Source organism: Nocardioides sp., from assembly GCF_031422975.1.
GTDB lineage: Bacteria > Actinomycetota > Actinomycetes > Propionibacteriales > Nocardioidaceae > Nocardioides.
In genome coordinates, this window is record NZ_JANPEO010000391.1 from 1 (window position 1) to 11394 (window position 11394).

The window sequence follows — 11394 nt, forward strand, 5'->3', positions numbered from 1 at the left end:
AAACAACTGGCCCCCCCACCACCCCCGGTCTGTGGTCGAACTTGGGTGCCGGACGGCCTCCCCGGGGGGTGCCCGGCACCGGCCTATTTCCGACACTCCTGCCCGATCGAGCCGAGGTGAGCCCGTGACCGACCCGGGAACGCACGACGTCTGCTCGGCCAAGGGCTGCACGGCGCCCGCCGTCTGGGCGCTGTTGTGGAACAACCCCAAGCTGCACACGCCCGATCGCCGCAAGGCGTGGCTGGCCTGTGACGACCACCGTCAGTCCCTCAGCGACTTCCTCGGCGCCCGCGGCTTCCTCACGGACGTCGTCGCGCACCCGACTGCCTGAGCGGCCGCTCAGCCCCCGATGGCCGACATCGGGCGATCGGGCTGGAGGAACGACTCGTCGTCGATGCCGTGACCCGCGCGCTTGCCGGCCATCGCGGTGACCCAGCGGGCCGCGAGATCGTCGTCCGTCGCGCCGGCTCGCATCGCCGTACGCAGGTCTGACTCCTCGCGGGCGAACAGGCAGTTGCGGATCTGGCCGTCAGCGGTGAGGCGCACCCGGTCGCAGTCGCCGCAGAAGGGTCGCGTGACCGAGGCGATGATGCCGACCGTCGCCGGCCCGCCGTTGACGTCGAAGAGCTCGGCCGGGTCGCTCCCCCGCGCTTCGCCGTGCGGGGTGAGGACGAAGTCGGCGCTCAGGCGTTCGAGGATCTCGTCGGCGGTGATCATCTCCGCGCGACTCCAGCCGTGCTGCGCGTCCAGCGGCATCTGCTCGATGAAGCGCAGGTCGTAGGCGTGGTCCAGGGCCCACTGAAGGAGCTCGCCGGCCTGGTCGTCGTTGACGCCACGCAGCAGCACGGCGTTGATCTTCAGCGGCGACAGCTCGGCTTCCCGCGCCGCCTCGAGCCCGGCGATGACGTCCTTGAGCCGGTCGCGGCGGGTGATCTCGTTGAAGGTCTCGGAGCGAACGGAGTCGAGGGAGACGTTGATCCGGTCCAGGCCCGCCTCCCGCAGGGCAGTGGCGGTGCGGGCGAGGCCCAGGGCGTTGGTGGTCAGCGAGGTCTCGACGCCGAGCTCGTGCGTCCGCCGCACGATGTCGACCAGGCCACGTCGGACGAGGGGTTCGCCGCCGGTGAAGCGGACCTCGGTGATCCCCAGGCGGCGCACGGCGATCGTGATCAGCCGGACCACCTCGTCATCGCTGAGGGTCTGGTCATCGGGCAGCCACTCGAGACCCTCTGCCGGCATGCAGTAGGAGCACCGAAGGTTGCAGCGGTCGGTCAAGGAGACGCGCAGGTCCTTCGCGACGCGGCCGAAGCGATCTGCAAGAGGGAGCATTGCGCCAGTCTAGGTGCGTGCCGGTCGTGAGGGGGCTGCGGCTAGCCTCGTGCGGTGCGAAGGTTCCGGTTCCTGCTCACTCGTCGCTGGATCGTCTTCCTCCTCGTGGTCATCCTCCTGGCCTGGGTCGCCTGGCGGCTGGGCGAGTGGCAGTTCCACCGGCTCGAGGAGCGCAAGGTCCGCAACGCGATCGTGGAGCGCAACGAGTCGCGTGCGCCGGTGCCCGTGACCGACGTGATGACGACCGACTCACCGCTGGGTGCCGCCGACGAGTGGAAGCGCGTCACCGCCACAGGCACGTATGCCGTCGAGGACACCGTCGTGGTGCGCTACCGCACTCGCGAGGGCGCCGCCGGCGTGGATGTCGTGGTGCCCCTCGTGCTCGTCGACGGCGCGAGCGTGCTGGTCGACCGCGGCTGGTTCGCGACCCAGAACCGTGGCGCGACCCCCGACGACGTCCCCGCGCCACCCGCAGGTGAGGTCACCATCGAGGGCTGGGTGCGGCTGGACGCCACCGGCGACAGCACCCAGGTCACCGAGCAGTCCACCCGCTCGATCAACAGCGAGCGGATCGGCGAGGCGCTGGACCGCGAGGTCGTCACCGGCTTCGTGGACCTGCGTTCGGAGTCACCCGCGGCCGACGAGGAACTGCTGCCCGTGGAGCTGCCCGAGCTCGACAACGGGCCGCACTTCTTCTACGGCCTGCAGTGGTGGTTCTTCGGCCTGCTTGCGCTCTTCGGCTTCGGCTATCTGGTGTACGACGAAGCGCGCGGCGGGCGAGGGATGGTGCGCGGCTCTCGCCGGTCACAGGGCCCGGAGCAGCCCACCGTCGACCGGGAGCATCACGCCGCTCACGAATGAGGCGGCCGGCGACAGCAGGAACGCAGCCGCCCGGCCGAACTCCTCGGGCTCGCCGTAGCGACCCAACGGGATCTTCTTCTCGGCGGCGGTGCGGGCTGCCTGCGCATCCCCGGTGGAGGCGTCGAGCTCGGCGACTCGCTCGGTGCCGATCCGACCGGGCAGCAGCCCGTCGACGCGCACCCCTCGGGGCCCCAACTCGTCGGCGAGCGTCTTGGCGACCATCGCGAGGCCGGGACGGAGGCCGTTGGAGACCGCCATGTCGGCCAGCGGCTCGCGCACGCTCGACGACAGCACCAGCGCGAGCGAGCCGCCGGCGCCCAGGGCACGGCCGATCTCACGCGAGAGCCGGACCGCGCCGAGGAAGACCGAGGCGAACGCGGTCGACCACTGGTCGTCGGTGATGTCGGCGACCGGGCCCTTGGGCGGTCCGCCGACCGAGATCAGCGCTCCGTCGAGGCGACCGAAGGAGTGCTGCGCCGCGGCGATCACCGCGTCCGGCGTGGCGGGGTCGGCGTTGTCGGCCACCACTCCCCTGGCCCGATCGCCCAGGGCGTCGACCGCCGCGGCGAGCGAGTCGGCAGACCGCCCGGAGATCACTACGCGCGCCCTCGGCGACGAGCACGTCGGCCGTGGCCCGGCCGAGGCCACGAGTGCCGCCGGTGACGATGAAGACCTTGTCCTCGAGCTGGAGATCCATCGCCTCAGGATACGGGGGCGTCGTCGCGGAACTGCGTGTCGTGGAGCGTTCGGTAGAGCCCGCCCTCGGCGATCAGCTCGGCGTGCGTGCCGCTCTGCACCACCCGACCGGCGTCGAGCACCAGGATCAGGTCGGCGTTGCGCACGGTGGAGAGCCGGTGCGCGATGACCAGGGAGGTCCGTGACGCCAGGGCCGCGTCGAGCGCGCGCTGGACGGCCGCCTCGGACTCGGAGTCGAGGTGCGCGGTGGCCTCGTCGAGGACGACGATGGCGGGCGCCTTGAGCAGCAGCCGTGCGATCGCCAGACGCTGGCGCTCACCGCCGGAGAGGCGGTAGCCCCGGTCACCGACGACGGTGTCCAGACCGTCGGGCAGCGCCCGGACCAGGGAAGCGATCTGGCCGGCCTCCATCGCCTGCCAGAGCGCGGCCTCGTCGGCGTCGGGTCGGGCGTAGAGCAGGTTGGTGCGGATCGTGTCGTGGAACATGTGGGCGTCCTGGGTGACGTAGCCGACGACGTCCTCCAGCGACTCCAGGGTCACGTCCCTGACGTCGAGACCGCCGACGCGTACGGCGCCGGCCGTCGCGTCATAGAGCCGTGCGACGAGGTGGGTGACGGTTGTCTTCCCCGCACCCGATGGTCCCACCAGGGCCACCATCTGGCCCGGCTCGGCGGTAAAGGACACGTCGAAGAGCACCTGGCCGCTCGGCCGCGACTCGACCCGGGCGACCTTCTCCAAGGAGGCGAGCGAGACCTCGTCGGCGCTCGGGTAGCCGAAGTCGACGTGGTCGAACTGCAGCGACGCCACGCTCCGCGGCAGCACCGCGGCACCCGGCTTCTCCTCGATCAGGGACGGCAGGTCGAGCACCTCGAAGACCCGATCGAAGCTGACCAGTGCGGTCATCACGTCGATCCGGACGTTGGAGAGGCCCTGCAGCGGTCCCAGGAGTCTAAGGAGCAGGATGCCCAACGCGACCAGGGTGCCGACCGACAGGTCGCCCCGGATGGCGAGGTAGCCGCCGATGCCGTAGACCATCGCGGTGGCGAGCTGCGGCAGCAGGGTCATCGCGGCGAAGAAGACCCTCGTCAGCAGCGAGATCCGGATCCCCAGGTCGCGGACCACGGCCGCCTTGGCGGCGTAGAGCCGGTCCTCGGTCTCGCGCCGACCGAAGAGCTTGAGCAGCATCGCGCCACCGACGTTGAACCGCTCGGTCATGGCGTTGCCGAGGTCGGCGTTGCCGTCCATCTGCTCGCGGGTCAGACCGGCCAGCCGGTTGCTGACCCAGCGCGAGGTGAGCAGCAGGAAGGGGAACAGCAGCAGGCACAGCAGGGTGACCTGCCAGCTGAGGGCGAACATGGTGATGCCGACGACGAGCGCCGAGATCATGTTGGCCACGGTGCCGGACAAGGTGGAGGTGAAGGCACGCTGGGCGCCGATGACGTCGTTGTTGAGGCGGCTCACGAGCGCGCCCGTCTGGGTGCGGGTGAAGAAGGCGAGGGACTGGCGCTGGACGTGGCCGAACACCTGGGTCCGCAGGTCGAAGATCAGGCCCTCGCCGATCCTGCTGGAGAGATAGCCACCGAGGAGTCCCAGCATCGAGTCCACCACCGCGACGATCGCGATCGCGACCGCGAGCCAGATCACGAGATCGGTGTTGCCGGGCGTGATGCCGTCGTCGACGATCCGTTGCAGCAGCAGCGGCGGTGCCACCACGAGTCCCGCGTCCGCGATCGTGACCGCGAGGAACGTCAGGATGGTCCGCCGGTGCGGCCGGGCGAAGGTGAGCACCCGGCGCAGGGTCTGCCGCTCGATGCGCTTGTCGACGACGGTCCGGTCGGAGCGCAGGAACCGCCAGGGCGGTCCGGCGCTGCCGGGTCCCATCATCGACATGTCGTGTCCTCTCGGTTGGCCGAAGACTCGGCCGATCAGCTGGTGAAGGCCGCTGCCAGGGCGCGGAAGCGGCGGACCTGTGCCTCGCGCTCGAGCCGCCGCTGCTCGTCGAGGTCGCGGTCGGCTGCTCCCTGCAACAACATCTTGGTCTCGGTGACCACACCGGCCATCGGTGCGGACAGGGCGGCCGCGAGCTCTGCGACTGCTGCGTCGAGGTCGTCGGCGGGCACGGCCTGGGTGGCCAGCCCGATGTCGACGGCCTCCTGCGCCCCGACCATCCGGGCGGTGGCGCAGATCTCGAGGGCCCTGGCGTAGCCAACGCTCTCGACGAGGGGTTTTGTTCCCGTCAGGTCGGGCACCAGGCCCAGCGCCGACTCCTTCATGGAGAACTGGGCGTCGTCGGCCACCACCCGCAGGTCGCACGACAGCGCCAGCTGGAAGCCGGCGCCGATCGCATAGCCGCGGACGGCCGCGATGGACACGAACCGGGGGTCGCGCAGGAACGTGAAGCCCTGCTGGAACTCGTCGATGGCAGCCGAGGCCTCGTCGTCGCTGAGGGCAAGCAGGCCGATCACGCTCTCCTGGTCCTGGGTGCCCGGATCGAGCATCGACCGGTCGAGCCCGGCGGAGAAGGTCGCGCCCGCGCCCGTCACGACGACCACCCGGACCTCGTCCGGGATCTGCCGGCCCAGCGACGCGAGCGCGCGCCACATGGCGGGCGTCTGGGCGTTGCGGACCTCGGGGCGGTTGAGCGTGATGGTCGCGACCTGGCCGGCGACGGAGAATTCGAGGCCCACTGCGGCGAGATCGGGGAGAGTCATGCCCGGAGTCTTTCAGGACTCATGGAGCCGTACGCCGCCCGGTGCCCGGTGCCCGGGGTCAGGCCAGCGAGACGAGGTCGGCGTAGTCGTCGTTCCACATGTCCTCGTCGCCATCGGGCAGCAGGAGGACGCGGTCGGGCTCGAGTGCGCGGACCGCTCCCTCGTCGTGGGTGACCAGGATGATCGCGCCCTCGTAGGTGCGGATCGCGGCCAGCACCTCCTCGCGGGAGGCGGGGTCGAGGTTGTTGGTGGGCTCGTCGAGCAGCAGCACGTTGGCGCTGGAGACGACCAGGGCGGCGAGGGCCAGCCGGGTCTTCTCCCCACCGGACAGCACGCTCGCCGACTTGTGGGCATCGTCGCCGGAGAACAGGAAGGAGCCGAGCGCCGAGCGGGCGTCGCTGTCGGTCAGCTGCGGTGCGGCCGACTGCATGTTCTCCAGGACCGTGCGGTTCGTGTCGAGCGTCTCGTGCTCCTGCGCGTAGTAACCGAGCTTGAGGCCGAAGCCGGGCACGACGCGGCCGGTGTCGGGCGTGTCGACGCCGGCCAGGATGCGCAGCATGGTGGTCTTGCCTGCGCCGTTGAGCCCCAGGATCACCACCCGCGAGCCCCTGTCGATGGCCAGGTCCACGTCGGTGAAGACCTCGAGCGAGCCGTAGGACTTCGAGAGCTCCTCGGCGGTGATCGGGGTCTTGCCGCAGGGGGCCGGGGCGGGGAACTTGATCCGCGCCACCTTGTCGACAGCACGCTCGCCCTCGAGGCTGGACATCATCTTCTCGGCCCGCTTGAGCATCGACTGGGCGGCGGTTGCCTTGCTGGCCTTGGCCCGCATGCGGTTGGCCTGGTCGGTGAGGGTCTTGGCCTTGGTCTCGGCGTTGGCGCGTTCGCGCTTGCGGCGGCGCTCGTCGGTCTCGCGCTGGGTGAGGTAGTTCTTCCAGCCCATGTTGTAGACGTCGATCGCACCGCGGTTGGCGTCGAGGTGCATCACCTTGTTGACGGTCGCCTCGAGCAGGGCGTTGTCGTGGCTGATCACGATCAGGCCGCCGCGGTGGTTCTTCAAGAAGTCGCGCAGCCAGACGATCGAGTCGGCGTCGAGGTGGTTGGTCGGCTCGTCGAGGAGCAGTGTCTCGGCGCCCGAGAACAGGATGCGGGCCAGCTCGACCCGGCGGCGCTGGCCACCGGAGAGGGTCTTGAGCTGCTGGGTGAGGATGCGGGTCTCGATGCCGAGGCTGCTGGCGATCTGGGCGGCCTCCGACTCTGCGGCGTACCCGCCACCGGCGTGCAGCTCCGCGTCGGCCCGGGTCCAGCGCTTCATCCCGCGCTCGTGGGTGGCGACGTCCTCCGAGGCCATCTCCTCCTCGGCCTCTCGCATGCGGCGCACCACGTCGTCGAGACCGCGAGCCGACAGGATGCGGTCGCGGGCCAGCACCTCGGGGTCGCCGATGCGCGGGTCCTGCGGGAGATAGCCGACCTCACCCGTCGAGATGACCTTGCCGGCAGCCGGCAGCGCCTCACCGGCCAGGATCTTGGTGAGGGTGGTCTTGCCGGCGCCGTTGCGCCCGACCAGTCCGACCTTGTCACCGGCGGCGATGCGGAAGCTGACGTCCTCCATCAGGAGGCGGGCGCCCGCGCGGACTTCGAGCTGCTGGGCGTTGATCATGAGGCCCTCAGGCTATCGCTGCGACGACGCTTCCCTCTCATCGTGGGCCGCCGTGGGCCACTGGGATAAGTTGGGCCGACGCTGGCTCGACTCGGGCCTCGAGGAAGGGACACCGGCATGCGTTTCAACCCGAAGGCCGATATCGACACCTCGCGCGTCGACGACACGGGCACCACCGGCGGCAGTTCCCGTCTGCCGACCCCGACGTCTGCCGGCGGCGGCAAGCTCGGCCTCGTCCTGCTCATCGTCGGATTCCTCGTGAAGTACCTGACGTCACGGCGCGCTTCACGCGTCTCCACGCGTTAGCCTGCTCCGACTCATCGCTAGCCCGACCCAGCTGTCGCCCAGAAGGGGTTCACTCACATGCGCTTCAACCCGAAGGCTCGCCTCGACACCGGCCGCGTCGGCGACAGCGGTAGCGGCGGGGGTGGCATGCGCGGCGGCGGGATGCGGATCCCGATCCCGGGCGGCACCCGCGCCGGCGGCGGTATCGGCGGCCTGGTCATCATCGTGCTGTTCTTCGTGATCAGCAGCTGCCTCGGCGGCGGTGGCGGCACGTTGCCGTCGCCCGACTCCGGCATCGACACGAGCCAGAGCGGCAGCGATTCGAGCCGCATGCAGGACTCCGAGCGCTACGCCAACTGCAAGACCGGCGAAGACGCCAACACCGACGAGGACTGCGCTCGGGTGGCCGTCGAGAACTCCATCGTCGACTTCTGGGCCGAGCAGCTTCCCGCCCAGGGCGGGCCCTCCTTCACGCCCGCGAAGATGATCACCTTCAGCGGCGGGGTCGACACCGGCTGCGGTCAGGCCACCTCGCAGGTCGGCCCGTTCTACTGCCCCGTCGACCAGCAGATCTACCTCGACACCACGTTCTTCGCCGACGTCCTCGAAGGTCAGCTCGGTGGCCAGGGTGGCGACTTCGTCGAGCCCTACGTGCTGGCCCACGAGTACGGACACCACATCCAGAACCTCCTCGGCACCATGGGCAAGGTCCGCACCCAGAAGGGGCCCGAGTCCGACGCCGTGCGCCTCGAGCTCCAGGCCGACTGCTACGCCGGCATGTGGGCCAAGGCCGCGTCCGACGGGGACAACTTCCTCGTCGGCCTCGATCAGGGCGACATCGACGAGGCCCTGGACTCCGCCAAGACCGTCGGCGACGACCGGATCCAGCAGAAGTCCGGCCAGGGCGTCAACCCCGACGGCTGGACCCACGGCTCCTCGGAGCAGCGCATGCGCTGGTTCAGCGCCGGATTCAACGAGGGCACGCTGGTGGCCTGCGACACGTTCTCCGCCAGCCAGCTCTGACCGGGGACGGCTCAGGACAGCAGCGCCTCGATCTGGGCCGCCTGCCGCTGCATCGAGCGCACGTACGGCGCCACGCTGGGATGGGAGTACTTGCCGGCCAGCGCCCCCTGGCCGTCGGCGCCGCGACGCATCGCCCAGTCCAGCCGGCTGAGCGCCGTGTAGACGGTCGTGATCCGGGCGCCCACCGCGGCCGCGGCCGCGAGGCCGGGGTCGGCCAGCCCGTCGACGTACGCCGCAAGCAGTGGCTCGAAGTCCTCGCGGGTCGCCAGCGCCCACAGCCCGAGGTCGTGCCCGACCGCGCCGGTGCCCAGCGAGCTCCAGTCGATGGCGACCACGTCGTCGCCCGAGCGGCCGCGGAGGTTCTCGGGCGTCGGATCGCCGTGCTGCAGCACCTGGGGTGACTCGTCCAACGCGTCGAGATGCCGGGCCCGCTGCCGCCACAGGTGGTCGGCGACATCGGCCAGGGTGGTGCGGGCCAGCGTCTGCCAGCCGCCCCGACGCTCGATCCGGATCAGCCGCTCGCGCAGCTGGCCGCGGGCGAGCCACGGCTCGTCGGGCGGTGGCGTGCGCGCGAAGCGACCCAGGGCGCGCGCCACGAACAGGCCCGGGTTGTCGGTCTCGGCGACGCGCGCCTGCACCAGGGTCATGCCCTCGTCGTCGTCCTCGACGCGCTGGGTGGTCGGTCCACGCAGTCCGCTCGTGGCCACGACCAGGCCGTGCAGCGCCACCTGCGGCTCGCGCTCCCACCACGCGACCGAGCGCCAGTCGGAGAGCTCGGGCGGATCGCCGTCGACCGGCGCCTGCAGCCGCTTGACGATGACCTCGACGTCACCCTCGCGCGCCAGCCAGACGCCGTACGCCGAAGGGCTGGTGCCGCCGGGCAGTCGCTGCCAACCGGGCTCGGGCTGCCACATGGCGCTGACGCTAGCCGATGTCGCGGCTCCGGAAGCGCAACCAGGCGACCCCCAGCGCCACGGCCGCCATCGCGGTCATCACCAGCTCGGGGCGCCAGGAGAACGCCTCGGCGGGATACTTCGGGACGTGGTGGTACGGCGACAGGCCGATCATCCAGTCCGGCAGCCGCAGGCTCTCCCCCAGCTGCCCCACGGTCACGAAGGTCACCACCAGCGCCCAACCCGCGATCGCCCATCGGCTGCGCAGGGTCAGCAGCACCAGGCCTAGGCCGAGCACCAGCCAGACGGCGGGCGCCTGCACCAGCGAGGCCCAGATGCCGTCGACGCCGTCCCCGCGCCCGACCGCGGTGGCGACGCCGGACACCAGCAGCAACCAGGTGGTGCCGAGCAGGGCCAGCCCGCCGATGGCGAGCAGGAGGCGGTCGCGCGACGTCGCGGTCGCGAGCACGGTCTCGGTCCGGCCGTCGTGCTCGTCGCCCGCGGCGCGGGTGATCGCGGCGATGCCGAAGCAGGTGATGACAACGGCGATGACGGACGCCATCGCGAACAGCAGCGCGTCCTGCAGCCCGCCGATCCCGCCCATCGCCTCGATCGTGGCGCGGGCGTTGTCGGAGTCGAGCAGCGAGCCGATGTCGGGGATGATCGAACCCATCAGCACGCCCATCACGGCGATGGCGAGGGTCCAGCCGATGAGGGCGGTCTGCTGGGTCCGCCAGGCCAGGGCGACCGCGTCCCGCAGGCGGGGCGAGCCCGAGGCGGGGCCGGGCCGGTCGGGCAGCAGTCCCGCGCCCAGGTCGCGCCGTCGCCGGAGTGCCAGGGCCACGGCGGCGAGTCCCATGGCGAGCAGCGGGTGGAGCGCGAGCACCCACCCGCGCGGCGAGGACCACGCACTGAGCTGGGTGCCCCACCCGAACGGACTGAGCCAGCTCAGCCAGTGCGCCGAGGTGTCGCCCACGGCGCGCACGAGGTAGAGCGCGCCGATGACCGTCGAGGCGAGGAAGCCGACTGCGCGTGCGCTGCTCGACACCTGTGCGGCGAGCAGCGCGATCCCGGCGCCGACCAGCCCGATGCCCGTCCAGGAGGCGCCGAACAGCATCGAGCCACCGACGGGGAGCCCGGATGCGATGTTGCCGAGCGATGCGAGCACCCCCACCGCGATGGACAGCAGGGTCGCCTCGATCAGTGCGGCGGCCACCGGAGCGTCCGCGCCGAGGGCGGTCGCGCCGACCAGCTCCGCGCGACCCGTCTCCTCCTCGACCCGGGTGTGCCGGCGCACGACCACCACGGCCATGAAGGCCACGAAGACGGCGTACAGGACTGTCATCTTGGTCATCGCCAGCTCGCCGGCGCTTTGCACGTCGAGGATCGGACCGTAGAGCGCGATGATCGCGGGGCTGGCGTTGATCGCCTCCGCCGCGGCGACCCGCTCACGGGTGTCGGCGTAGAGGCCGCTGGTGCCGGCCGCGCTGGCGACCACCATCACGGTCAGGATCGCCACCCAGGCACTCGCCAGGACGCGGTCACGCCGCAGCGCGAACCGCACGAGCAGCCCGGTGCCCAGGAGCCGGTCGCTCACGGCCCGGTCCGGTAGGCGTCCAGGAAGAGCTCCTCGAGAGTGGGCGGGGTGCTGGTCAAGGCGACGACCCCGGCGTCGTTGAGGGCCTTCAGGAGCAACGACAGTCCCGCGGGGTCGACCGAGCAGGACACGACCTGGCCGTCCACGGAGACGTCGTGGATCCCCGGCAGGGCGGACAGATCTGGCACCGCCCCCGACACCTCGGCGCGCACCCGGTTGCGTCGAAGGTGCCGCAGGTCGTCGAGGGTGCCGCTCTCGACCGACCGGCCGGCGCGGATGATCGTCACCCGATCGGCGAGCCGCTCGACCTCGCTGAGGATGTGGCTGGACAGCAGCACCGTCGTGC

General features: G+C 71.1%; 12 protein-coding genes. 4 read left to right on the forward strand and 8 right to left on the reverse strand.

What is annotated here, in order from left to right; all coding sequences use genetic code 11:
* Positions 1–124: 124 nt before the first annotated feature.
* Complete coding sequence (locus RMO85_RS11770) at positions 125–331, forward strand: acetone carboxylase (RefSeq protein ID WP_310528913.1); 207 nt, start codon at positions 125–127, stop codon at positions 329–331.
* 8 nt (positions 332–339) lie between these two features.
* Here RMO85_RS11770 and moaA read toward each other — a convergent pair whose 3' ends face one another.
* The gene (gene moaA, locus RMO85_RS11775; protein ID WP_310528914.1) at positions 340–1326 is read right to left on the reverse strand and encodes a GTP 3',8-cyclase MoaA; all 987 of its coding nucleotides are present in this window, start codon (positions 1324–1326) and stop codon (positions 340–342) included.
* A 54-nt stretch (positions 1327–1380) separates the two neighbouring features.
* Between moaA and RMO85_RS11780 the strand changes: the two genes are divergently transcribed.
* The gene (locus RMO85_RS11780; protein ID WP_310528915.1) at positions 1381–2187 is read left to right on the forward strand and encodes an SURF1 family protein; all 807 of its coding nucleotides are present in this window, start codon (positions 1381–1383) and stop codon (positions 2185–2187) included.
* On the opposite strand, the gene RMO85_RS11785 is transcribed toward RMO85_RS11780, so the two are convergent.
* The 4 genes from RMO85_RS11785 to RMO85_RS11800 all read right to left on the reverse strand — a co-directional run bounded on the left by RMO85_RS11785 (position 2131) and on the right by RMO85_RS11800 (position 7250).
* Positions 2131–2784 (reverse strand): SDR family oxidoreductase, encoded by a 654-nt coding sequence (locus RMO85_RS11785; protein WP_310528916.1) that lies wholly within the window; start codon positions 2782–2784, stop codon positions 2131–2133. The genes RMO85_RS11780 and RMO85_RS11785 overlap by 57 nt on opposite strands.
* Before the next feature lie 104 nt (positions 2785–2888).
* Positions 2889–4772 (reverse strand): ABC transporter ATP-binding protein, encoded by a 1884-nt coding sequence (locus tag RMO85_RS11790; RefSeq protein ID WP_310528917.1) that lies wholly within the window; start codon positions 4770–4772, stop codon positions 2889–2891.
* A 35-nt stretch (positions 4773–4807) separates the two neighbouring features.
* Positions 4808–5593 carry an enoyl-CoA hydratase/isomerase family protein gene (locus RMO85_RS11795; protein ID WP_310528918.1) on the reverse strand — a complete coding sequence of 262 codons (786 nt, stop codon included), beginning with the start codon at positions 5591–5593 and terminating at the stop codon, positions 4808–4810.
* 58 nt (positions 5594–5651) lie between these two features.
* On the reverse strand, positions 5652–7250 hold the full coding sequence (locus tag RMO85_RS11800; RefSeq protein ID WP_310528919.1) for an ABC-F family ATP-binding cassette domain-containing protein: 1599 nt from the start codon (positions 7248–7250) through the stop codon (positions 5652–5654).
* Between the two features lie 117 nt (positions 7251–7367).
* Here RMO85_RS11800 and RMO85_RS11805 point away from each other — a divergent pair, with 117 nt between their 5' ends.
* Together RMO85_RS11805 and RMO85_RS11810 are read left to right on the forward strand one after the other, a co-directional pair.
* A complete protein-coding gene (locus tag RMO85_RS11805; protein ID WP_310528920.1) occupies positions 7368–7556 on the forward strand; it encodes a hypothetical protein in 189 nt (62 codons plus the stop codon).
* 57 nt (positions 7557–7613) lie between these two features.
* Positions 7614–8558: a neutral zinc metallopeptidase gene (locus tag RMO85_RS11810; protein WP_310528921.1), complete on the forward strand. Its 945-nt coding sequence runs from the start codon at positions 7614–7616 to the stop codon at positions 8556–8558.
* A gap of 11 nt (positions 8559–8569) precedes the next feature.
* On the opposite strand, the gene RMO85_RS11815 is transcribed toward RMO85_RS11810, so the two are convergent.
* The 3 genes from RMO85_RS11815 to RMO85_RS11825 all read right to left on the reverse strand — a co-directional run.
* Entirely contained in the window at positions 8570–9472 is a 903-nt protein-coding gene (locus tag RMO85_RS11815; RefSeq protein WP_310528922.1) for a phosphotransferase, read from the reverse strand.
* Between the two features lie 10 nt (positions 9473–9482).
* Positions 9483–11048, reverse strand: coding sequence for an ABC transporter permease (locus RMO85_RS11820; RefSeq protein ID WP_310528923.1), 1566 nt, complete (start codon positions 11046–11048; stop codon positions 9483–9485).
* A partial coding sequence (locus RMO85_RS11825; RefSeq protein WP_310528924.1) for a DUF4162 domain-containing protein occupies positions 11045–11394 on the reverse strand: 350 nt, incomplete at its 5' end. The genes RMO85_RS11825 and RMO85_RS11820, both read right to left, overlap by 4 nt.